At 43.8% G+C, this 22,297-nt stretch carries 34 protein-coding genes; 4 read left to right on the top strand and 30 right to left on the bottom strand.

Going from position 1 to position 22,297, the window contains the following annotated elements; translation table 11 throughout:
- Positions 1-3 precede the first annotated feature (3 nt).
- The 4 genes from ACN6NF_RS02430 to ACN6NF_RS02415 all read right to left on the bottom strand — a co-directional run bounded on the left by ACN6NF_RS02430 (position 4) and on the right by ACN6NF_RS02415 (position 3,501).
- On the bottom strand, positions 4-1,689 hold the full coding sequence (locus tag ACN6NF_RS02430) for a terminase large subunit (protein ID WP_474314794.1): 1,686 nt from the start codon (positions 1,687-1,689) through the stop codon (positions 4-6).
- Entirely contained in the window at positions 1,683-2,567 is an 885-nt protein-coding gene (locus ACN6NF_RS02425) for a phage terminase small subunit-related protein (protein ID WP_474314791.1), read from the bottom strand. Before ACN6NF_RS02425 ends, ACN6NF_RS02430 begins: the two co-directional genes overlap by 7 nt.
- Before the next feature lie 66 nt (positions 2,568-2,633).
- Entirely contained in the window at positions 2,634-3,137 is a 504-nt protein-coding gene (locus ACN6NF_RS02420; protein ID WP_474314789.1) for a hypothetical protein, read from the bottom strand.
- A gap of 145 nt (positions 3,138-3,282) precedes the next feature.
- A complete protein-coding gene (locus ACN6NF_RS02415) occupies positions 3,283-3,501 on the bottom strand; it encodes a hypothetical protein (RefSeq protein ID WP_474314788.1) in 219 nt (72 codons plus the stop codon).
- A gap of 385 nt (positions 3,502-3,886) precedes the next feature.
- Here ACN6NF_RS02415 and ACN6NF_RS02410 point away from each other — a divergent pair, with 385 nt between their 5' ends.
- Positions 3,887-4,063, top strand: a complete 177-nt coding sequence (locus ACN6NF_RS02410) for a hypothetical protein (RefSeq protein ID WP_167669709.1) — start codon at positions 3,887-3,889, stop codon at positions 4,061-4,063.
- A 151-nt stretch (positions 4,064-4,214) separates the two neighbouring features.
- Here ACN6NF_RS02410 and ACN6NF_RS02405 read toward each other — a convergent pair whose 3' ends face one another.
- The 5 genes from ACN6NF_RS02405 to ACN6NF_RS02385 all read right to left on the bottom strand — a co-directional run bounded on the left by ACN6NF_RS02405 (position 4,215) and on the right by ACN6NF_RS02385 (position 7,951).
- Positions 4,215-4,472, bottom strand: coding sequence for a DNA methyltransferase (locus ACN6NF_RS02405; protein ID WP_474314787.1), 258 nt, complete (start codon positions 4,470-4,472; stop codon positions 4,215-4,217).
- A gap of 85 nt (positions 4,473-4,557) precedes the next feature.
- Positions 4,558-5,484 (bottom strand): DNA methyltransferase, encoded by a 927-nt coding sequence (locus ACN6NF_RS02400; protein ID WP_474314785.1) that lies wholly within the window; start codon positions 5,482-5,484, stop codon positions 4,558-4,560.
- A gap of 92 nt (positions 5,485-5,576) precedes the next feature.
- Complete coding sequence (locus tag ACN6NF_RS02395; protein ID WP_474314783.1) at positions 5,577-6,182, bottom strand: hypothetical protein; 606 nt, start codon at positions 6,180-6,182, stop codon at positions 5,577-5,579.
- Between the two features lie 281 nt (positions 6,183-6,463).
- Positions 6,464-6,862 carry a hypothetical protein gene (locus ACN6NF_RS02390; RefSeq protein ID WP_076294472.1) on the bottom strand — a complete coding sequence of 133 codons (399 nt, stop codon included), beginning with the start codon at positions 6,860-6,862 and terminating at the stop codon, positions 6,464-6,466.
- A 498-nt stretch (positions 6,863-7,360) separates the two neighbouring features.
- Entirely contained in the window at positions 7,361-7,951 is a 591-nt protein-coding gene (locus ACN6NF_RS02385; protein ID WP_110455536.1) for a restriction endonuclease, read from the bottom strand.
- A 388-nt stretch (positions 7,952-8,339) separates the two neighbouring features.
- Here ACN6NF_RS02385 and ACN6NF_RS02380 point away from each other — a divergent pair, with 388 nt between their 5' ends.
- Positions 8,340-9,326, top strand: a complete 987-nt coding sequence (locus ACN6NF_RS02380; protein ID WP_474314780.1) for a DUF4238 domain-containing protein — start codon at positions 8,340-8,342, stop codon at positions 9,324-9,326.
- A 77-nt stretch (positions 9,327-9,403) separates the two neighbouring features.
- Here ACN6NF_RS02380 and ACN6NF_RS02375 read toward each other — a convergent pair whose 3' ends face one another.
- The 21 genes from ACN6NF_RS02375 to ACN6NF_RS02275 form a co-directional block, all read right to left on the bottom strand.
- Positions 9,404-9,895: a hypothetical protein gene (locus tag ACN6NF_RS02375; protein WP_474314778.1), complete on the bottom strand. Its 492-nt coding sequence runs from the start codon at positions 9,893-9,895 to the stop codon at positions 9,404-9,406.
- Positions 9,896-10,016: 121 nt separating this feature from the next.
- Positions 10,017-10,256 (bottom strand): hypothetical protein, encoded by a 240-nt coding sequence (locus ACN6NF_RS02370; RefSeq protein WP_474314777.1) that lies wholly within the window; start codon positions 10,254-10,256, stop codon positions 10,017-10,019.
- A 50-nt stretch (positions 10,257-10,306) separates the two neighbouring features.
- Positions 10,307-10,870: a hypothetical protein gene (locus tag ACN6NF_RS02365; protein WP_474314775.1), complete on the bottom strand. Its 564-nt coding sequence runs from the start codon at positions 10,868-10,870 to the stop codon at positions 10,307-10,309.
- Positions 10,871-10,888: 18 nt separating this feature from the next.
- A complete protein-coding gene (locus ACN6NF_RS02360; protein ID WP_256715629.1) occupies positions 10,889-11,584 on the bottom strand; it encodes a DUF5348 domain-containing protein in 696 nt (231 codons plus the stop codon).
- Between the two features lie 113 nt (positions 11,585-11,697).
- Positions 11,698-12,675, bottom strand: a complete 978-nt coding sequence (locus ACN6NF_RS02355; RefSeq protein ID WP_474314773.1) for a hypothetical protein — start codon at positions 12,673-12,675, stop codon at positions 11,698-11,700.
- Positions 12,676-12,677: 2 nt separating this feature from the next.
- The gene (locus tag ACN6NF_RS02350) at positions 12,678-13,202 is read right to left on the bottom strand and encodes a crossover junction endodeoxyribonuclease RuvC (protein WP_241113520.1); all 525 of its coding nucleotides are present in this window, start codon (positions 13,200-13,202) and stop codon (positions 12,678-12,680) included.
- A 5-nt stretch (positions 13,203-13,207) separates the two neighbouring features.
- Complete coding sequence (locus ACN6NF_RS02345; RefSeq protein WP_193217078.1) at positions 13,208-13,366, bottom strand: hypothetical protein; 159 nt, start codon at positions 13,364-13,366, stop codon at positions 13,208-13,210.
- A complete protein-coding gene (locus ACN6NF_RS02340; protein ID WP_064796756.1) occupies positions 13,351-13,560 on the bottom strand; it encodes an HMG-box domain-containing protein in 210 nt (69 codons plus the stop codon). Before ACN6NF_RS02340 ends, ACN6NF_RS02345 begins: the two co-directional genes overlap by 16 nt.
- A complete protein-coding gene (locus ACN6NF_RS02335) occupies positions 13,560-13,754 on the bottom strand; it encodes a DUF6906 family protein (RefSeq protein ID WP_013372040.1) in 195 nt (64 codons plus the stop codon). The genes ACN6NF_RS02340 and ACN6NF_RS02335 overlap by 1 nt, the downstream gene beginning before the upstream one ends.
- A 13-nt stretch (positions 13,755-13,767) precedes the next feature.
- A complete protein-coding gene (locus tag ACN6NF_RS02330) occupies positions 13,768-15,054 on the bottom strand; it encodes a replicative DNA helicase (protein WP_474314767.1) in 1,287 nt (428 codons plus the stop codon).
- The gene (locus ACN6NF_RS02325) at positions 15,020-16,033 is read right to left on the bottom strand and encodes a replication protein (protein WP_474314766.1); all 1,014 of its coding nucleotides are present in this window, start codon (positions 16,031-16,033) and stop codon (positions 15,020-15,022) included. The genes ACN6NF_RS02330 and ACN6NF_RS02325 overlap by 35 nt, the downstream gene beginning before the upstream one ends.
- 71 nt (positions 16,034-16,104) lie before the next feature.
- On the bottom strand, positions 16,105-16,308 hold the full coding sequence (locus ACN6NF_RS02320; protein WP_318627246.1) for a hypothetical protein: 204 nt from the start codon (positions 16,306-16,308) through the stop codon (positions 16,105-16,107).
- Positions 16,305-17,201: a recombination protein RecT gene (gene recT / locus ACN6NF_RS02315; protein WP_474314763.1), complete on the bottom strand. Its 897-nt coding sequence runs from the start codon at positions 17,199-17,201 to the stop codon at positions 16,305-16,307. The genes ACN6NF_RS02320 and recT overlap by 4 nt, the downstream gene beginning before the upstream one ends.
- Positions 17,202-17,211: 10 nt before the next feature.
- Entirely contained in the window at positions 17,212-18,159 is a 948-nt protein-coding gene (locus tag ACN6NF_RS02310) for a YqaJ viral recombinase family nuclease (protein WP_474314761.1), read from the bottom strand.
- Positions 18,160-18,260: 101 nt separating this feature from the next.
- On the bottom strand, positions 18,261-18,506 hold the full coding sequence (locus tag ACN6NF_RS02305) for a hypothetical protein (protein ID WP_474314760.1): 246 nt from the start codon (positions 18,504-18,506) through the stop codon (positions 18,261-18,263).
- Positions 18,503-18,754, bottom strand: coding sequence for a hypothetical protein (locus tag ACN6NF_RS02300; RefSeq protein ID WP_264216515.1), 252 nt, complete (start codon positions 18,752-18,754; stop codon positions 18,503-18,505). The genes ACN6NF_RS02305 and ACN6NF_RS02300 overlap by 4 nt, the downstream gene beginning before the upstream one ends.
- Before the next feature lie 231 nt (positions 18,755-18,985).
- Positions 18,986-19,231, bottom strand: coding sequence for a hypothetical protein (locus ACN6NF_RS02295; protein ID WP_474314759.1), 246 nt, complete (start codon positions 19,229-19,231; stop codon positions 18,986-18,988).
- Entirely contained in the window at positions 19,231-19,512 is a 282-nt protein-coding gene (locus ACN6NF_RS02290; protein WP_474314758.1) for a hypothetical protein, read from the bottom strand. Before ACN6NF_RS02290 ends, ACN6NF_RS02295 begins: the two co-directional genes overlap by 1 nt.
- Positions 19,513-19,522: 10 nt before the next feature.
- A complete protein-coding gene (locus ACN6NF_RS02285; protein ID WP_222821883.1) occupies positions 19,523-20,038 on the bottom strand; it encodes a helix-turn-helix domain-containing protein in 516 nt (171 codons plus the stop codon).
- Between the two features lie 134 nt (positions 20,039-20,172).
- Entirely contained in the window at positions 20,173-20,367 is a 195-nt protein-coding gene (locus ACN6NF_RS02280; protein ID WP_474314756.1) for a helix-turn-helix domain-containing protein, read from the bottom strand.
- A gap of 201 nt (positions 20,368-20,568) precedes the next feature.
- Positions 20,569-20,823, bottom strand: coding sequence for a helix-turn-helix transcriptional regulator (locus ACN6NF_RS02275; protein ID WP_049817010.1), 255 nt, complete (start codon positions 20,821-20,823; stop codon positions 20,569-20,571).
- Positions 20,824-20,993: 170 nt separating this feature from the next.
- On the opposite strand from ACN6NF_RS02275, the gene ACN6NF_RS02270 reads away from it, so the two are divergent.
- Complete coding sequence (locus ACN6NF_RS02270; protein WP_231116826.1) at positions 20,994-21,362, top strand: helix-turn-helix domain-containing protein; 369 nt, start codon at positions 20,994-20,996, stop codon at positions 21,360-21,362.
- Positions 21,363-21,725: 363 nt separating this feature from the next.
- Positions 21,726-22,289: a hypothetical protein gene (locus ACN6NF_RS02265; RefSeq protein WP_474314754.1), complete on the top strand. Its 564-nt coding sequence runs from the start codon at positions 21,726-21,728 to the stop codon at positions 22,287-22,289.
- Positions 22,290-22,297 lie beyond the last annotated feature (8 nt).

Here is a 22,297-nt window from a genome sequence, read left to right as displayed (position 1 = left end):
TGTTTAAATCCACCCCACTTCCTCGTTGTAATCATCACGGGACTCTGCCCGCTGCTGCTGTTTCTTCTTGAACCATTCAAACCATTTATCAGCTACTTGTCGCACCTGCAAGGCAATGGAATACGCAAGAATTCTATCGTCATGGCACCCACTGTCTGCCTCAGCTCTGCCATTCTTGTCTATCAACGTCATGCACTCGCTGTACAGTTCGGGGCAGTAGATATCATAGAGCTGGTCCCGAATCGCTTCTTTGAAATCACTTATCATGACTGGTCGGGTCGCTTGGTTGGTATTCCAGCCTAAACTCTTCTTGTGCATGAACAACAACGGATAGTGGCAAGTATTGAACAACGTATTCAGGACGGATTCCCCAGTGTTGTTGTTCTCCACGGCTAATAGTGCCATGTGGTAATACAAACCAAGTGTGTTAAGCTTTTTACCATACAAGTCGGTGTCCCATTTGCCATGCAGAGCTGCGCACATTTCCCCTGTGCGCTCCTCAATTACGTAAGCAGCATCATAGTCGCCATCTTCCTTACCCTTAGCAGTATCAGCCGCTAGAATGTACCTTTTTCCTTGCTCCGGCTGTCGATAAATAACCAGTTCACCAGCATTCGTTGGGATGATCTTGTTTTTTACAAAATCAATCTCGTAGCGACCGCCAATGATACTGATTCCATCCCGTAACTGCTTGATGAATTTGTTATCAAAGATGCCCTCACCGGACAGTAAGAAAGCATCATCGGGCTCAGAAGGATACTCCTGGTCGAACTGCCGCGGATCGCCACCGCAATCGTTCCGAATGGTATACCGCCGCCACTGCAATTGTTCGTCTTCCAAACCATATTTTGCTTTCAGCTCCCGTTCTTCTTCGGTTAACTCAAAGCCTGGCGGTACCGGCTTTCGATAGTCAGGCATTTCGAACCACGCAAAAAAGAGCGGAGTAAAATCACTCTCACCCTTAACGGCTGCATCCCACATTTTTTTGAACTCTTCCATGCCATTGGCGGTAGATTCGATCACACCCAAGCTACCTGGCTCTTTTGACAGAGCTGCCAGCAAGGACAATAGATGCTTCTTTTTCTTCTTGGCTGGCCAGAATGCCACCTCTGAAGCATGTAGGTAATGGATCGTGTCCGAACGGGCAAGCACCCGGCTTTCCGCAGTCTGTACAGTGATCTTCGATTTGAGCCCCGGATTCTTACGGCGGTCAGCCGTTCGAATCGTTGGATTTTCGAAGGTGAGTTTCTTTGCATTGTTCTTTCGACTCATTGGCTTAATGATTGCCGGCACCTTTTCATAATAAAACTGGAACATGTCATAAAGGTTGCTGGAGGCATCAGAAGACTGCGCAACGATAAAGGCGTTCTTGGCTTCTTGCAGTGACGTGAAATAATAGATCAGCGCTTCCGTGACAGTGGAAAAACCCATCTGCCTGGCTTTAAGGATGATAATCCGGACAGGCTTGCCAGCTTCGATTTGCCTAAATACTTCACGGACGAATGTCCGCTGAGCATCATTAAGCGTGAGCGGCATAATACGACCGCTCTTCGTCTTGATCTTGAGCATACGCCAGCAGAACTGTTCAAAATCGGCTAAAATTCCCTTTAGCTCGTCTAATTTTTCAGGACGATCCCTTAGCCGCCGCTTGGCTCTTTTTCGATGTTCCTTAGCAAGAGTAATTACCATTCGTCGTCATCTTCCTCATCGTCTTCGTCGTCGTCATCCCCTCCCGCGCCGCCATAGCCTAACAACTTACGTTTCTCCAGCTCCAGCCGTTCGCGTGCAATCTCCAGCTTTTCTTCCTCCTGCTGCAAGCTGGCAATAAGGTTAATGACCCGAAGCTTTTTATCACGGGTTTTGACCAGTGCTTCTTCCTGCTTCAAAATCTTATCCAGCTTGGAAGTAGTGACGGTCGTAATTTCCGTGACCTTCATACCTTCCGTTACAACGGGAAGATCAATTTGCTTCCCTGTCTTCGGGCTAGTGTAAGGAACCTTGTCCTTGCGCTGGTGTAGCTCCTGTTTGATCTTCTTTTCCTCGTCGGTCAGGCCAGCTTCAAGCTGCTTGACTCGGCGCATGTGCCGTCGCTCTTGGATAGACAACATAATAAGCTGCTCGTTGAGCTGTGCCAAAGGAGAAGTATCGATTTGAACAAACATGTCCTGTTCCTCTGGCTCCAACGTGTCCAGAAAGATAGTTTCATACATCCCTGTCTTGAGGGCCTTCTTGTTGCGATAGGGACCGCCTGGCCCACCACTATTCCCCTTGGCGTTTTGGTTACCTGGGGGAGCACCGCCCCGATTGCCGACAGCATTTTTGTTCCCCTTTGGCGCTCCCCTTGGATTAGGAGCGCTCCCTTTCGTTCCATTTGGAACGTTCCCATTGGACGAATCAAAAACGTTCCCTTTCAATTGATCCTGCCAGCGGTCCATAGACTTCCATTTGCGTACCCTTCCCTCAGGAATAGAAAGAGCGGCGGCGATGTCTTTTAGCTTCATCGCTCCGCCGCTCTCCAGCCACATCTGTTTTGCTTTGTCCCGTTCAGGGCTCCGTTCTCTCGCCATGTTACACAATCACCACCCCCAACAAAAAAAGCGAGCCTGATTGGCTCGCTTTCCCAGCAGCTATATTTAAAAATTTGTATCGGTACTAATACGAACTCCGAGTTGTCCCTCCATGGGAGCAGATCCTGATGTTAAATTGACATAGAACGTACCTACTGCCCATGGACCAGAGCTTTCATTTACTATTTCGTTGTATGTGTCACCGGCTTCTACTGAACCGGAGGCCTTTTGTCTGCCGCCTGGACTTCCCTGATTAATAGTAAAGGAAATCGGTTTTTTCCCTGTGTTTTTCAAGTACAATCTAACATAACCATAATTAGCTTTAATGTCGAAATCAGCCAAATACGTAGTCCCGCTAATTGGGCGATTTTCGATTCGTGGAGTAGTTGCATTTGGAGTTACTACATGGTCGCCAGTAGTTGTTTTACCGGCATCTTGAGTCACCGCAGACGATGTTGCAGAATCAGTTACAGCAGCATCGGAATCTGCAAAAATCGCACTGGGTACAGCAATAGCTCCCCCTATTAGACCTAGTGCCAAGGCTGGTGCAATAAAATGTTTTTTCTTCAAAGCTTATTCCTCCTATATTTGTATATTAAACTACCTCCTTATACTACTAAATGATTCCATGTTTTTAATATTTCTTACATTAAGATCATATTATTGTTTAATAAATCCATATTTATGAATCAGATAGCAAGATTATTATGTGCTTTTACAATTCATCCTTCTGTAACTTAATATCCAACTCAATTAGACGATCTAAGTCCTGGACCGTCCGCATTTTTATATTTCCAGCTTGCAGGTCTTTGACCCACTGAGCTATACCAGCCTTAACAATCTTTCGGTACTGCGCCTTGGATTCGAGGATTCCCTCGACGATCTCTATCTCACGTTGTAGTAATGCATCTTGGTGTTCGTTGTCTGTTCCCATTGTGGTATCCCTCGGCTTTCCTATATACTGGAATGCGAGATAGCGGATGATCCGAAAAGCCACGCGTGGTGCGCCGCTATCTCAGCCGGGGGATACCCTGGATGATCAGGAGGACGTTACTGCGTCCTCCTTTTTATTTTGCATGTTTAACTTGGGTAGAATTTATAGGCATAAAAAACCACCTAATTAGAGGTGGTTAATACTGAACTATCGTCTCCCGTTAGTTGAATAAGCACGCTTTCTTTTATTCACAATATCTTCGTACTGTTCAGTATTTCTATCATTCATCTTTTACTGTTATTATGAGAAATGTTAGACTAATATAGGTTTTATATACTTATTACCGATTACTAAGATGTGTAATCAATGAAAGGATTTGATGAATGTGGAATCGACTAATTTCAAAGTTATACCTGAAAAACTTAAAGGTAGGACGATTGAAGATGTCGCCATCACTACTAATGCTGTGGTTATTAAATTTACTGATGGTACTTTTTTAGATATCTATCTCGATGAGGCTGCACAAACATTAAAGACATCAACAAACAAGCTGGATAGTTAACTCAACACTTTACACTTAGCTATCATTTTCCCAGCTTCCTCCTTCACAGTTTGCGTCAAATGCGACATAAAACCTCCACTTATCTTGTTCAACTAAACTGCCCGTTAGCTTAACAAGATTACTTTTCAGCAAAGTTAAATATGGTGTCTCATTATACCGCATCATCGCTTCGCTTAACCAAAACAGGCTGAATGCCTGTTAACTCCTGGTATCTGCACTTGATTACATCGCAGAAAATCGGGTCCAATTCCAAAGTCCGGCATGTCCGGTCCATCTGCTCACATGTCATAAGCGTGGAGCCGCTGCCACCAAAGAAATCGACAACCTCGTCACCGCGCTGACTGCTGTTTTTGATTGGGATGGCCAGCAGATCAAGAGGCTTCTGAGTGGGATGAACATACTTATTCACATCGCCCCTTGAAACCTCCCATACTGTCTCGGGGAGTGGGTCCTCAACAGGCAGGCCAGCCTTCCATACCGTTGTCTGTGTCCGATCACCGTGGAGATTTGCCTTTCATATGAGCATAAAAGACTGGTTCATGTTTGAAACGGTACTGTGCCCAGCCGAAGGTGGCCGCATTCTTCACCCAAACACACTGGGTCCTGCTTACAATGCCTGCAGCATTCATGGCATCCTCAAACTCACGTTGATAGGAGGAAGGATGAAACACATAAATGGCTGCTGTAGGCTGCATCACCACTGCATAGTTTGAAAAAACGGCATACAAAAAGCCCGCGAATTCCTCAGCGGGCATGTTGTCGTTCATTATGCTGCTACGACCATCAGCGGCCAGACGCTCTGAAACACTCTCAACAGCCACATTATACGGCGGATCAGTAACGACCAGCGCTGCTTTGGCTCCGTCCATTAAAAGTGCAACATCATCAGGATTGGTCGCATCTCCACACACCAATCGATGCCGCCCTAGTTGCCACACATCCCCGCGCCTGGTCTCCGGCTCCTTGATTTCATCTAGAGCACGCTGGACGTCAAATTCATCATCGGTAACCGGAAGGCCCAAAGCTTCATCATGTGGCACAACAAACTCTGCGGCTAAATCCTCAAACTCTTCCAAATCGAAGCCGGACAGGGCTAGATTAGCTCCACTCACCTGCAGATCATCAAGCAATCGATAAAGGGCTTCTTCATCCCATCGACCGGAAATTTTGTTAAGCGCCAGATTGAGGAGCTTTTCCTGCTGCTCATCCAGGTCAACAACACTTACAGTCAGCTCCGTATGACCAAGCTCGTTAACCATGATCTTATAGCGTTGATGCCCGCCGACCATGTTCCCGGTGCGCTCATTCCAGACGATGGGCTCGACATAGCCAAAGGATTCGATGCTGGCTTTCAGCTTTTCATACTCCGGATCACCAGGCTGAAGGTCATCCCGTGGGTTGTATGCTGCTGCGTTGATCATCTCTACTGAGAGGGTTTTAATGTTCAAATTAAATTACATCCTTCTTTTCTTTTTAGCAAAATCGTTTAGCTTGTATAGCGTTGTTGTGAGTCCTATGATTGACACAATTTGTTAACCAATTTCATTATTGCATAATGGACTTTCCCAGATTGCTCTTCCTGCATAATTATCCAAAGCTCGTAATCTTTATCAACTAATTGAACTTGATGATGATTTAGTAGTGTCACTATTTTACCTACCCAATTACTAACTTCTTTAGAATATTTCTTATAATCTTTCTCCTTGCGAAAAGGATTTGTGGCGTGTAATATTTCTCCACACCATTTATTTAATTTAATCAGATCATTTTTCATAAGATACCCTTCAGAAACTGGCTCTACAATTCCCTGTTGTTTATTATTACACCCAAGTCTACTTGGCATTGGATAAAAGTTAGGATTAATTTTAGAGAGATTCTCTAGAATTCTTTTTGCATTCCAGTGTGTTCTGAAATCTCGATATTGTTTTCTGTACTCATTTTTATTCGCTGCTAGTGAAGAAAACATAATAAGCTCGACTATTTTTCTCAGTTGTAAATATATAAATTCAATATCGAGAATAGTGACATTTGTTTTTAGCATTTGTGTCTCTATCACTTCAATTCGAGCCTTGACTTCTTCCATACACCGTAAATACTTCTGTATATCTTGATCAACCATTTAATATTCCCCCTTTAAACTAGTATTTCGGCTAACAGAGGAAGAATCATTATGGAACACCAAGCTAATTGCCATCGACAACTGTATCTAATGTATTCCTTTGTGTTGAGTTGGTTTCCACTATTCGGCGGGTGGCTAACAGGCTGTCAGAGCGTGTGTATGCCCTCTCTCTGCTTCCATCTGCACTCCTTCCGGCATTCCTACGTATAATAGAAAGCAAGCTCAGAATAGCTCACATATTGTCGTATGAGAGTAAAAGAAAAAGCACCGGTTAGGGTGCATTAATCTTTTTTGTTATTTTCCATTATCATTTTAAGCATATCTGGATTAGTCATAATTGCCTGAAACATTTGAGGCCCAACTTGATTAAGGATGTTTCCAAATGCTTTGTCTTCATCTGTCGGCGCTGCTCTCTTAATTAAATCGCTAACTCTAGTTTCAATGGCCGTAGCTATTTTGTCTGTTTTTGAGTCCACGCTTCTCTCAATTTCACGCGTCCTATCCTCGACCTTTTTTTCGATATCTCTCGTTCTTAAATCCACACTTTGGTTTATTTGTTCAGCAACACGTCTTATCTCCTCTAAACTTCTCGAAGAGTCAGTAGACCACTTCCAACTGAACATAAATGCCACTATTGAAAATACAATCGCTATAATACTTAACCAATCATTCCAATTCATTATATCCCCCTCCTGAAACCACAATTCGACATTCAGGAAGGTTTTTCCTCTTTAACACACGGACGCAAACAAAACTGTTTAACCCCATCCCATCTACCCCAAACACAACATTTGCACTTCTTCGGCTGTTTTGGTGGGCCTTTCATGTAAAGCAAAATTCCTTTCTTTTGCTTCTTCTTCAAACCATTCAAACCTTTCAAGGCAATAAAAAAAGCCACCCAAATGAGTGACTTGTATCTGCCTATGTATTTACAGCACCAAATGAACTAAGGCGCTTATTTAAAACCCGAAATAAGAAACAGCGATTGGGACTATTCCCGTAAGCGAGATGCAAAACGCTACGCTGTTGTATAAAAGCATTTGTACTTAGTTACTAAAGACGAAGAACAAGACCATTTTACTGATCGCTAGAAATGAACGTCAAATAAGTTAAGCAGTGAATACACTCAAAAATTGAATTCAGTCTATTCATTCTTTGAATTCCTCCCTTTCTCGCTTCTATCCTGCTTTCTTTGTTGCAGAATTCCTTTGCTTAACCTGCAGAATCATTTCAATAAGTTGTTCCCTGTTAATCAAACGAACGTTATTGGATCTTGCTAGTCTGTATGCTTGCTCAGTGTAATCGCTATTTGTCACGACCCATGCTGAAGATGCACGGTAATGTGCTACCGCACCGTAAACCTCCTGAACCGCTTTAAGCCCAACATTTTTACTGTACCGTTTCGCCTGAACTACGATACGCTGACCGTTTTTTGTAAGAACCAGATCGGCACCGTAATCTCCAGAAGCTTGTGTAACCTCAGCTTTGTATCCTTGAGCTCTGAATAGATGTCCTAAATATTTTTCGAATTGATGACCATCCATTTTATCAATTTCAGCAATTCCAGAATTACGCAGCCTTGTTGCAGCAGCCATTTGACGATAAAAGATAAATCCTATAACCATTGCTACTACTACAAAAGATGCAAAAACAGAGGCACCGATTGAACCCGTAACTGAGTAGATAAAGAAAAACGGGGCTATTAATGCAATCCCTGCAATAGCCTCTTCGATAGAATTTTTCTGTTTTCTTCTCCGTCTTCTAGCCATTAATAATTCCCCCTTATTCTGTATATATCATCAATAAAGTGATTGGAATTAATAGGTAGAAGGAACGCTCGCGCGGAATTGAACCGCGCAAAGGTTCTGACCAGGCTGTTTCATGTTTCCGCTGGTTAACTGGTTCCTTGTTGCCTGCGCGTGCCATGAATAATAATGTGGGCAACAAAAAAGGACCAGCGCATTCGCCAGCCCTTCACGTGTTCCCTTCATTTCCACGCTATCAATATATCATGAGAAAGCCTTCATGTGGCGTTCATATTACAGGCAACTTACAGTTACTTTTTATTCAATATATCTAGCAGGATAAAACAATGTGAGAATAGAAGTGATTCAATAATTTACTTTAACTTAATTCATCCACGGAAGGACGCTTCTTATGACAAAGGTAAGGCACCACTTCGTTCCAGTATTTCATCTTTCTTTATTCACCCAGGATGGAACCAGGGAAAGCCCATTATGGGTCTTTGACCAGACCACGGGAAAACAGCGTGAGGCTGTCCCAGAAAGTGTTGGATATGAAAAAAAACTTTACAACGTGAATTTACCTAATACACAGCCCGACGTAATGGAAGACATGTTTAAGGTAATCGAGGATGCTGCCGCACCTATCATTAAAAAAATCTGTAAGAACCACAGAATTCCTGAAAACGATGAGGATTATAACTGGTTAATCAATTACATAGCATTGTTATCCCAAAGAACGCCAGCGAGGATGAATCACTCCATCATGCCACTAGAAGAGATATCTCATCTTTATGCACAAATGATTGTCGCATCACCCGAGCATTATGAGAGCATCAAACAAAGCATGAAAAATGCGGGGGAAGAAGTCAATGAAAACGTATCGTATGAAGAACTAAAAGAATTTATTTCCGGAAATAAATATAATATTTCTTTTGACAACAATACACGTGTCAAACTTTTACTTAATGCAGTAGATGCTATCCTTCATCCTCTTGGTGCAAGAAATTGGACTGTAGCCTATTCCTCGCCAGAGGTCGGTGATTTCATCTGTTCAGATAATCCAGTTAGCCTCCATTGGACTATACAAAAAGATCGAGGAATCTGGTCTTCACCCGGTCACAGCCTTTTAAACACAGAAGTTAGCGTTCCTTTAAGTAGTCGGATTACCCTACTAGGTCGCTTTGAAGAAATGCCGCCTTTTTACAACGTCTCATCGAAAGAAAATTTAGCTATTTTAAATAGTTACACTGGTTTGCACTCCGACCGATTTGTTTTTTCTAAACAGAATGATTTTCTTTGGTATAAACAAGACAACACGGTTGGAAATGTAACTGATTTTAAAAAGTTAATTTTTCAAAAGAGAAATCATGCTGATAGTTCATCTGATTATAAAGATTAATTATTCTGGTATAAAAAAAGAAGCAGCGGATTGAACAACTACTGCTTCTTTTTTGTGTATGAAAATTTACTATTTAATCAAAATTCCGCATCATCCTGTTCAAAATAACCCATGAGTTTTAAGGTGTTTGCCATACTCTCAGTACCCTCACCAAGTTTACGTCGGATAGTGCTATCACTGAGACTGCGACGGAAGAAAAGCAGTGTCTCTTTATAGGTATAGCCCTGAATATATCGGTATTCTATCGCTTTACGAGCGTCATCATCCTTAATAAGACCGTGCGCCCGACGAAGCTGCCTCGTATAAAAATCATACCTGCTGTAGACCCAACGCTGCTTTTCGATCAGAATCGTGGCGTTGACTGTCTTGTCTGCATGCAAATCAGTCTGATCGATGCGGCGAGCTGCTTCGCCATCAATACCTACTTGCTGAAGCTCCTGCTCAAACTGCTCGAAGTCCTTCATAAGTGCAACCATATCTGTATATTTTTCGAGCAGGAACTTTGTCCGCTGGATCTCCTGTTTAGTTGCTTTTGCGAAGAGCTCCCCTTGCTCCCACACCATTGCCATTCCCCTCATTCCCCTTTGTCATATGATATAATGTCAGGAGGAATATATTTACTATTAGTGCCCCCGCGAGCCCGGTCAAGGAATGCGGGGGTGTTTGTATTTTTGTGGAAGAGGAATAGCATCACATCTCTTCCTTTGCAATTTTCATCGTTTCTTGCACCAATTGCTTCGCGTAGTCCCCATTTGGTTTCGGAGCATCCAATACATCGTAGATATCCTGTAAATGAAGCAAAACACGCTCATTCGTCCCTGCCTGCTGACGGTCCAATGCTTCCGGGTCAAAACCGAGCAATCGTATCGTATCATCCAGCTCCAAACGCATATCCAGTAGCTGCTCTATCGCAGCGTTAACATTTACCAAGGTTCACACCTCCAAAGGGGGAAAGCCCCTATAATCTGACTCATACAAGCTCACCTTGGTCTCAACTCTAAAAACTGCAAGTTAGACAGTTCTCCAATTTGATATTCAGCTTGAACCAAATCCAACAAGCCGAGTATTTGGAAGCTATGAGCTATCTTTTTTATCGCTGCCCTTCTGCGTTCAGCAAACGTACTCCCACTAATTGGGTAGATGTCGTTCCGGTAACCTTTCCCCATATATGACTGCGCTACAAGGTACCTCGCACCTTTGATATACAAAAGTTCCAATATAGTTCGCTCGTATGGGTTAATTACGTTATTGATGGAAGTCTGTATAATTTTAGAGAGCGTTTTGTACAGGAAGTACCACTCTGGACGTTTATATTTAAGGATAGTGGCCCTCGTTTGCCTAACATAACCTTTAGAACTCTCATAACTACTCAGAGAAATGCTGGACTTTACAGCAAATTCATAGTCTCCAATTATCCTGATCATCTCGGGATTTATCGAAAGCAAGTATTCTGCCTTGTTAAGTTCTTCAGCAGAAACTCCAACATGCTCATCTGATACGTTCTTGAGAGCTTTATCCAATTCAACAATTCTTATTTGTGCCAAGACCAACACCCTCCTTTCTCAACGCGGGATATATTTAATCCGAATGCGCAGCTCTTCCAACGAAAAATTACGATCAGTTTCTAGGCAATAGTCCTGACCATTATGACCAATCCGAGACAGCACCCACCGATCACCATCATCATCCGTGGCAAGATATTCAATAGGCTCGCCGGAAGTAAGTTCACGTCCATGCAAGGAGTAGCGTCCGTTCGGCTGCTTTATCAGTTCGCCTTCATCGACAACTTCGGCAAACGTCTGAACCAGCAATCGGTTCGCATCATCCAACATGTCACCGATGCGATAAAACATGCTGCGTAAATACAGGTCTTCTGGATCATTTCGGTTGTAATGGTCAGTCCAACTTTCCTCTGCATCAGTAATCATATGAGTAACCTTTTTGATCTGCGGGAGCAGCTTATCAAGTTCCTCGCGAATTTGGCCTTTTGCAGAATCATCATAGGTATAGAACGCCAATGAGGAATAATGACTGTACTCCTCATCCCAACCACAGTTAAATTCATGTCCGATAGGATGTTCGATACCACCGATATTCTTCTCAACTCGAACCCTCCAGCCAACCCACTGCTTAGAACGTCCTAACCCCGAATTTTCTCCGCTTTGATCTTCAATCACTTTTACAACTGCTGCATTAAAAGGAGATTCCACCAGTACGTATTGCTTACCAACATGAATTTCACTCGCTTTAAGAGTCATATAAACTCTTCCTTTCGGGATGAAATAAGATCGTATGTTCCGTTTATAGAATGCAGGTAGCCGCCGCAGCCCGGATGGAAACGGGGGCCACGCTGCTTTATTAAAGGGTCGGCTTACGCCGCTCCACCATTTTTCATTTGTTTGGCAACCATCTTCTTGTAAGCCGTCCATTTGGTAGTGAGCTGGCCGCTGGTCAGGCCAATGCTTGTTGCAATCTGCATCCAAGTCTTGCCCTCTTCCCGGCGCTGCTGAAGCAATGTAGGGAAATCCAAAGCGATGTCCTCAAAGGTTGGACGAGCCTTCAAAATGTAGTTTTCAAGCTCATCCTTATCGACTACCGGTTCGGAATCTGTGTCAGTAGCAGGATTTGAGTCGTCTTTTGGCTTGTTGTCGTCCTCAGATTCATTTTCTCCAGTCTGCTCGGACGGATCATTATTAGCACCTTCTTGATCTTCCGGCTGATCGTCATTTTGTTGTTCTTCTTGCTGACTGTTTACTGGCTCCCCATCTTTCGGCGGTTCCGTATTGACTTGGCCTTTGCGCCATTCATCCCACTTGGCGGCCATTGGCGCGACCCGCTTCCGGTATTCATCCACCATAACCACAAACACGCCCACACCCATACCGATATCAGCAGCTATTTTCAGATAAGTGTCCCCACCGGCCAAGCGCTCTGTAATTTCCACAAAGTCATACTGCATGTCGTCAAAGCGTGGCGCCAGGCCGCTGAGTATAAAGTCCTGAATAATTTCAAGGTCAATCTGCTCTGGATCGGCTTTAACCTCCACTTTCTCAGGAGGAAGCCCGAGATCCATGGAGAGCTGTTCCCCTTCTAGCTTCGCTACAGAAACCACACCACCATCATCCACGGTGTATTTCGTGATTGGCTTGCCCGTTCTGGCATTCTTCAAAACTTTGTACGTGACAATCTGTGAATCCAGACCTCCGATAACTTTAAGCTCCAACATGCTTTGAAGCGTATTATATTGGCCGTCTAGCTCAGAAGCTGGGATACTGATGGTAATTTCCGTTTCTTCCGATGACTTGAGATTGATCTTTTTAACCGTACCTTTGAAATTTATATAGCTCATCTTTAAGCCACTCCCTTAATGAAATTTTGATGATAGGCCCAGCAAAGTGCGATAGCGTCTGAAGGATCAAAAAGACGTTCCCTTATGTCCCCGATTTTGTACTTGCCCCGTGGATCGTTTTTCTTGTATAGGACAGGAATGGCGATCTCGTCATAGTCGAGGTCGAACAACATCTGCATTTCCATGGCGACTGTCTCCTTATCCGCATTCCCTTTACCAGTCTGAATTTTGAGCTCTGAAGGACGGATGCCCACAATCGGCTTGTCCAAATGCAGGGCAGCCAAGGAAACAGAAGTATACGCCCCTACAAGTGCTAGTACACTGTTGGCATTTTTAAAGTGAACTGGACGCTCCAGTACAATCAATTCCGGTTCTTCCTGCTCGATCAGCCGGAATGTGTCCTGGTAGATGGCGTCCAAAACACCAGGCATTGCTATTGACGAATAGTCCCTTAATCCAAAGTCTATCGGCTTACCATTTCGCATTGTGGCCCAACCAGCAAAATTCGTGCCGTGGTCAATCCCCATGATCTTCAAAGCTGCTTCCCCCTCTTTTTACGCTTACGTGACTGCTTGACCAGCAACATACTGTGTTCAAGGACAAATACCTCGCCTATCACCCTGCCGCTTCGGTCTCGTACAGTTTGCTTTAACTGAGTTTGATACATCGGGTCCTTTATCTGGCGCTGCATGACCTGTCACCTCCAGCGATAGGCCAGTCACCAAGAATCAGGCGAAATTCGGCCATCCCTTCGATCAGTTCGGTCTGATCGATGTCCGGCAGCTCCTCAAGTAATTCCGATTTATTCGGAACTTGTCCAGTACTGACAAACCGATGTTTCATGTACTCATAGACGCTCCAGCGCGTCCAACATGACGGCTGCATCAGGCTCGTACCTTGTATGGCTGCAATGCCCCATAGTGCTTATTTAACAGCCACCGCTTCCCTGAGAATTTGTTTAGCAGCACGACCCCATCTGCTGTTTCCCGTTCTGAGACCCAGTTGTCCAGTGTCACTCCTGGTCTGGCCTTTAGCAATCCAATCTTTTGCTTCTTGGTGAGTCGTTTCCCCTGTTTCATGTCTGTTCCCCCCCTAAGCGATTTGTTGTGTGTCTTTCTCAAATTTGAGCTTCACCACTCCAGTAGGACCATTACGTTGTTTTGCGAGGTTGATTTCCAAGATACCCGGGTCTGATGTGTCAGGGTTGTAGTATTCGTCCCTGTACAGCAGAAGGATATCGTCAGCAACTGCGCTGATTGCCGCACTGCCTGATAAGTCTGAAACGAATGGCCTTTTATTCTGCCGACTCTCCACATCCTGCTTGACCTGTGATAAACCGATCAACGCGCAATCACAGTCTTTTGCCGCCTTCCGTAGCTTCTGACAAACCCTGTGCAACCCAGAACCGCTGTTGTCGTTTCGTTCAGCAGGCTCAACTACTTCTTGCAAGTAATCTACAATGACCAAATCAAGTCCTTCTTGCCGCTTCAATCGGCGCATTTCAGAACAAATGTACTCCGCGGTCACACCACGGCTATCATCGATATGAATTTTCCGCAGAAACTCCATCTGCATAGAAATACGCTCAATCTGTTCCGGCTTCAGATGCCCTGAACGTATAGCTTGCAGAGGAATGCTGCACAGATTAGCGATCATCCGGTTATAAATCTGCGCCTTGGACATTTCCAAGCTAAAGTCCGCAACCTTATGTCCCCGCTGGGTGGCCCGCATCTTAATTTCATTGGCAACAGCTGATTTCCCCATGCTAGTTCGAGCTCCAATGACAACCAGGTTAGTACGCTGGAACCCTAGCGTCAGTCGGTCCAATGCTGACCAGCCTGTCATAATACCAAGTGCTCGGGAAGGGTCTTGCGTTTTAAGTACCAAGTCCTCATACCACTGGATGATGTCGTCAACCGCCGTATCCTTTCGCAATGCTTTAGGCCGAATATCCAGTGAGCGCTGTTCAAATTCATCCAGTAATTCCTCAAACCCGCCTGACGACAAATCCAAAAATTTATCACGGTATTCACCGACCAAATCCAGCGCTTTACGACGAGCATCGGTTTCGATGAGCTTCCTGATATTCTGCTCCAGCATTGAAACTGCAACGGCAGAGCTAGCCAGTTTAGACAGGTAAGAAACTCCACCCACCTTTTCAAGATGCTTTTCGAATACCGTCACCAACATAGTCATAGACAGCTCTTGTTCAGTCCGATGTAGCTCTAATATCATTTTCAGCAGATTGCGATGCCAAGGTTGTGTAAATAAGCTTGGCTCTAGTGTTACGGCGACTTCGCTCACAAGAGAAGGATCTCGAAAAAAGGAACCTAAAATTTCAGCCTCAAGTAACTCCGTATTCAGCAAGTCGCTGCTCATCTGCCTTTCTCATCAAGATCGTAATGGGGTCGTCTTCCCGAATTTCTGCTTCCGCCGGTGAAGCCCGATCCATTCGGCGTTCCGTTTCCGGTCCCCCGCGTTTACGGTATCCTTCCAGCGTGCCACGTACATAAGCCAAGCTCTTTTTCTTCTGTCGAACGGCTTCCCTCATGGCTTTCAGAAGCCATTCTCCACCGTAATCGTCGAAAAGGGCTCCCAAGTCTTCGGTTTCAAACGGGGTGACTTTCCCTGTATCTGCAAAATTGTTTTCGTAAGCGCGGTAGATATAGCCAAAGGAATGATCCGAAGGAAGCCCTCGTCCCCCACCCCTTTGCTCTGTATCTAATTCCTGTACAGTATCTAAAGATGTAGTAGTGGTTTTTTTAATAATTGCTTTAAATATTGTTTTAGAGAGCCGAAATCCCTTGGTATGACAGGAAAAATCACGTTTCACAGTTACCTTTTTAGTAACTGGCGAGTTACCTTTTTGGTAACTGAACAGTTGCCTTTTGTGTAACTGAGTTACCTTTTTAGTAACTCGGATCGGTTGCTTTTTTGGTAACTCAGTTACTTTTTTAGTAACTGGTTTGCCGAGATTTGGGGTAGGAGTTTCAATGTTAATTTTGATTAAGTCGTTCATCATTTTGGAGTCATATCGCTCCACCACATCGACAGTCCACATGTCATAGTGCTTATTGATCTGGAACACATTCATATGCTCGTCCCAAAACAGCACATGATTTTCAACCAGCTTTTTTAGTTCCTTTTTGATATGTTCCTTACGGACACCACATAGCTCAAAATGTTTAAGCATAGGAATTTTAGCCGATGGCTTCCCGCATCCCCAGCTCAGCGTGAGGACAAAATCAATAATATCCCGCTGCCGCTGAGTAAACTTCCGCCGGATCAGCTCTCGATGTATTTCATGTGATATGCGTATATGTGCGTCCGTAGGCTGAGGATTTACATTGGAGTCCACCGGCTTCACCACCTAATCTCTTGCGATTTTTATATAAATACCGTTCGCTTCTTCACACCGCCCAGAATCATTTACACACTCTGCTCCCTACCATCCCGCAGAAATATATAAGGGTACTTAGCTCGAACCACTGTCCAACCTGGATAACCCCGCGCGAAGTATTCTCGTACCTCGCGTTTAAAGGCTACAGGGTCGGACTCTTTAATCCGCCAAATGTGTTCACCGATCATGCTGCGTAACAGGGGCTTGCCAGTAATCTCATCTATAGAACTCATTCAAATTCCAGTTCGTCCTGACCCGGTCCATCAGCAGGCTGCTTTGGATCAGCGTTATTCGGCTGAGTTGCATCACCCCTCTGAGGTGTTTCATCGTCTTTAGATTCAGTTGGCATATCAAAGACAAAAGGTTCATCGTTTGGAGTGATATCTTTACGTACCGTTTCATCCTGAGTAACCGCAGAAGCAATTTCCACGCTGATGGGTAGCCACTTCCATCCGGAACGTACAACCGTCTTCTTGCACATTTCGGTATAGTCAGTCACCCAAGGTCCGTTGTTTGATGCCTTGGAACGTTTTTTGTGCGCTTCAATTTCACTGATCGGCATATAGTGAATGAAATGACCGCCGTCATTAAACTTGGCAACCATATAAGCCCCAATGATCTTCCCTGACTCGGCAGGTTGAGCATCCTTGCGCAAAAACCAAGGAACGTGCTGCAATTTTTCTTCTAGCCCATATGTCAGCTCAATGAAATCATTTTCATAGACTTCGTGAGCGGCAATAGACTTGATATTTCCAGACCGTCGGGCCAAATCAATCATCCCTTTGTAACCGATGATGAATGTGGCTTCCGTTTTATATGGGATGATGTAGCAATGTCCGATCAGACCAGGTTCAAGTCCGAGCTGTGCCGCTTGCATGACTGCCCCCATGAGTGACGGCATAGAGCATTCCAATAGCTTCGGATTCGTACGAATCGTCGTCAGGGCAATACGGCTGAGACGATCAATGCTCATATGCTTTGGCATAGCCTCCGCAATCTGATACTTCATTTTGTCCATATAAGCGGCGATGGTCTGAGAAGGTGTAGGCGCATCGTTTTTTGCCCCAGCAGCCTTGTTTTGAAGCTTTTTCTCAAGGGTTGATCCGCTACTGCGTTGTCCTGCCATAATAGCCTCCTTACTTCACCAGAAAACGTCTTGAAGACGTGGTGTTTGCGTATTTTTCAAAGATGTGCGGTTGTTCCTGCTTCAAGCGCTTAGTGTCCAGGCGTGTTGTTTGACTGGATTTCCATGTCAGCACAGGTTCACCGTCATAAACTGCCACTTCATGGTCACCCATCACGGCTTTCAGCTTGTTCTCCAACCGCTTGACCTGTTCCGCAGCCACTTGTGCGTTCTCTTTAGCGGCAATGAGCTTGTCCACAAGCAATGCCTGATCTTTCTCCAGCGTAATTTCTGTCGCTGGCCGAGAAGCAGGATACAAGCGATTCAGTAGCTCAGTCGAAGCAGCGCTACCGTCTACCACCGGGGGAACCCTTGGAATTACATGCTTGTTCCAAAACTCGTCCTCGATCTGTATGAGAGAATCAATGATGCCCTCGTTTCGTTCGACCAGCTTGTATTGAAATTTCTGACCACCGATCAGAACGGCAAAATACCCGTAATCCACACCAAGTACGGCCATGTAATGTTGGAGCTGAATTGCATATTCATCAGGAACCTGATCGTCGGCCCATTCGCTCAGCTTATAGGCGCTGGCTGTTTTACATTCCAGGATGCCAAGTCCTCGACCACCCTTGTCTAAAATCAGGCGGTCCACGTTACCCAACATAAATTTATGTGTAGGATGCTGATACATCTTATTGCTGCGTTGCACACGTAAACCTGTTTGATTCATAAACTCACGGGCGACTAAATCTTCTAACTGGTTACCCCAGTAAGCTGCTTCGCCTGGTTCGTCCGGTACGATCTGATCTGTTTTTTCTAAAAAGACACCAACGGGTGATTTATACCGATTCAACCCGGCCACCGCAGATGCATCAGAACCACCGATACCACGCTTACGCAGTCTCAACCATTCGTCACGTTCAATACCTTTTGTAATAGCAGCTACATTCATAGCCATATACATATCGCTCCCTCTTGTTAGGAACGGTCACCCATGATAAGATGACCGTATTCACATATTTAGTTTTCAAAAGATCAGTGATAGCCCGTTGCCGCGGGCTATTTTTTTATAATGAAAAAGCTAACTCGTTTCGGTACAACTTCGCTATTCGCTATCTTGAGGCCAGTATCAATGATGCTTTTGAACTGCTCTGTGACTTCTCGCTGTCCCACTGTCTTGATTTTCAGCGCAGTATAAAGCCCCACATTTAACGCGATAGCTTCTAAAAACTCATTAACATCCACAGATTCGTCGGTGCTAATTTTTGCAAAAAACTCCACCACTTTTTTATGAGTTACGTTCATGCCGATTCTCCTTCCATGATTTCATCATGTTCTACGATCTGCCGATACTCGACGATCACTGGTGCATTCTCGATACTGACAATGAGCTCATCATTTTCATCTAAAACATGGAATTCAGAATGGACATTATTTTCATATTCCGTACCGACTTGCTTAATCTCAATGATTTCGCTGCCGCTTAGCTCCGTTCCAATTTCAAAAATCCTTGTTGGATTAGAGACAACGGTCAAACGTTGAATAACTTGCACAAAGTTTCCTCCTTCCGTATGTAATTTCAAGCAGACTGGATTCGAACCAGCAGTCAGGCGCGCTCCGTCGTTTTCCGCCTGATATTCTCACCATCGCGTGTACACGTACCATCGTGTCGCTGCTTTGTATGATGCGTCAGCCGCATCTTCCGACGCCGAACGGGAGTAGGTTATGTTACCGTCCGACGCCGGAAGACAAGGCCGACATGGCCTGTCCGTTGCCAGCTTGTCCTATAACACTGGCGACATATTTCCGAAAAACTCCAACCGTTCTTCTGCTGGCAGAAGATTTAGGCTCAGCAAGGCGTTATTCCATTGAAAATAGGCTTCATCCCGCTCCTGTAGTAGCTTCTGAAATTCAGATGAAAAAGCTGAACCGCCCGCTTGCAGAAAAGCATATATTGCATCCGTATTGGCTTGCGTTCCTGCCTTCTTATCCAGAAAGTTTTGAATGAGGCGTTCCTTTAACTGCTGCATCACGCACCCTCACCCTTGCTTTCTCTCGCAGAAGGAGATAGAATAAGCAACACAAGAGACTTTAATCGAGTTCTCAAACCAAGCGTTCGGCCCGCCAGCCGAGCGTTTTTCTTTTGTTCTTGAAAAGACAAGTGAAGATTCATCATGAATGCTGCTTGAGCAATACTTTTTTGACGATGACTCTCAGAAACGATTTCCGGATTTTGCAGTATCATGTTTAAATTGTGCTCTGCGTTTGCTGCAACAAATTTGGCTTCATCCTCTAATCTCTCGATTTCCATTTTTGCTCCCTCATTTCATATATTTTTTTGCCTTCAGGTCAGCTCGGTGTTCTTTCCAAGCACCCAACCAGGAAAACGAATACTCTTTACATAACACTGCCGCGAAATGCGTAAGAGCAGTAATAGCTTCAACCGTCTCCATCAGTAGACGTTTCATGTTCTGGCGCTCAGAATCAGTAAGCTGGTCAGCAGTTTTGCTAATTGGTACCTCAGCAGATAGAACAAGAACTTCCCTCATTTCTTCAACCGTCTTGAACAGTACACTTGCCCTATGTAGATCTACATTGTCCAGCCAAGGAGCAAAGGCACCGCCTGTTACTTCCCCGGCTGCTGCAATGTAAAGCTGGCCGTCATCATAATGCTCCGCCGCTTGTTGCATGAGCTCTTTCGATGGTTTGCGGGAGCCTTTGATGATCTTTCCAATTAATGAAGCATCCACGTGGGCAACTTGCCCGGCTGCGGTACGCGTTTCACCCCGTCGTTTTAAAACTTCATTAAGATTGGGACCAAACTGTCCAATTGACATGTTTTTTTCCTCTCCTTTGTCCGATTGATACGTTTATTACGGACAGAGGGCTGATGTAGTATTAAGTTGTAAGTTCTTCCCCCCGTATCCCCTCAACCCGCTGGAGCCGGTACAGCCTGGCGGGTTTCTTCTATTCATATAGCCCCTGATTTGTTCTCTCTTAGCCATTCCAAAGGTTCAGGCCAGAGGACTCGTTTGCCGCGAGCACCGCCAATGTTGTATATAGGAAAGCCCGGTTCCTCAACCATGTCATAAGCCGCCTGCTTCCGAATTTTCATTCGTCTTGCCATTTCAGGAACCGTGATAATCTCGCCAGAATACCGATTCAATTTCTGCACCTCCTTTCCGTGTCAACAGACTTCTGTGGAACGAATCCAGTAAAAACGCATAGGCAAAACTTCCTATGATGCTTTATCTTTTTTTGACTCCATATGTGCCGCTAATTCTCTACTGTATTTAATCCAGTAGCGTACCAGCCGTTTATGCGTCCACCGCTAAGCTTCTCCGCTCATAGTTGACGGTTTACTCATTTAACCAGCCCCCTTTTGTGTTCTTGTACTTTTATTTTGAGATGTATACTGAACCTGTACTTTTAGTCCAAAAAAAAGATAGTTGATATCGGCTTTTAGGATTTCGGAAATTTTAAACGCATCTGTAAGGGAAGGATTAGAATAACCATTTTCCCAATTGCTTACCGTAGCCTTTGAATAACCTAGTTTAAATGCAAGTTCTTCTTGAGTTAGACCGCTTTTTTTTCTAGCATCTGCTAGGGCGTGATTTTTCAAATTTATCACCTCTCTTGTACACTAATCTTGTACCTATGACCCTATTATAAGTACAAGTTTAGTGTATGTCAACAATAAAATACAAGGTTAATGTACTTATTTTATATATAGGGTATTTTCGATGTACAATATACATGTACTTTTATAATTATTGTTTAGGGGGAAGTTGTGTGTTTCGCGGAGATAGAGTTGCGTATCGAAGAAAAAAGAAAAAGCTAACTCAAGAAGAATTAGCTTCAAAAGTTAACTTAACCAAGGCGGCTATAAGTAATTACGAGAATGGGCATAGCACTCCTTCAAATGAGACCTTGGTAGCTTTGGCGGACACCCTCGACGTTGATACGGATTATCTACTCGGGCGTACCGACACCCCTTGGAATGAACAAAGTGGCTCTAATTCTAAAAAGAATGATTTATCTCAAGAGACTACAGACTATGTACTCAAGGAGTTGGTGAAGAAATATAATATTGATCTAACCGACCCAAAAAATAAAGAAACATTGGAGAAGATGATTAAGTTGGTCTATGAAGACTTATAAGTGTCTATGTAATCAAGCAATTTAGTTTCTATGAATGCATAGACTTCTTCCGGCTTTTCTTGGTTCAGTTGTTCAATGTCCGATAGCATATTTTTAAATTCGTTTTTCATAGTTGCACTTCCATTCAATATCTGGATTAATTTCATATTTTGCACAGTATAATTTTATACGTTAATTTCTATTCTATTGTTTCAAGAACATAGGAGCTTGTGTTCATCAAACAAGAGACAAATACAATTATATATCCATATGCTCTTCCCACGAAGAGTGACTTTTTAGCGAAGGATATTTTTGTATTTTTTTCAACACTAATACAAATCAGCGAATTCCCCAGCCGATGGGGCAATACTAAGGAAGATTAAAGTGAAAAGAATTCTATTAACAATTATTATGGTAACAGTAGTTCTCGCAGGGTGTGGCACAGAGGGGGACACGCAAAGTCAAAATAATACAGATGTTAGAGCTGCTTCTGAAGCTGGTTCAAACATATATGTATTCGATATGACATTAGAAGATTTTACAGAAGCATTCAATGCCGTTGCTAAAAAATATAAATTAGATCACTTACACATATCCGAACTAAAAGAAGATTCCAATATGTTCCACTATAAATTCAATGATAATTTAAGTATGACAGGTACAATTGATTCAAGACATAAAATACATGAAGTTATGTTAATAGGTTCTGGAGGTTTCCAAGAGAAAACTGGTGAAAATTTAATGACTGCTATTGTAGCTTTAATAATGACAACTAACAGTGATTACAAATTTGAGGATGCAGAAGATGTCGTCAGAGATATAGGTCTTTTAGACAATAATGCAGATCTTCAAGATTTTGAAGGGGCCACTGTTAGAAACAGAGTAAAGTATAGAATTAAGATTAAGAATAATGATATGACTACGTTTGGTATAATAGGAGCAAAGTAAAAATTTCC

It is taken from the genome of Paenibacillus sp. TSM33, from assembly GCF_056099025.1.
This window is presented reverse-complemented; position numbering and strand designations above follow the sequence as displayed.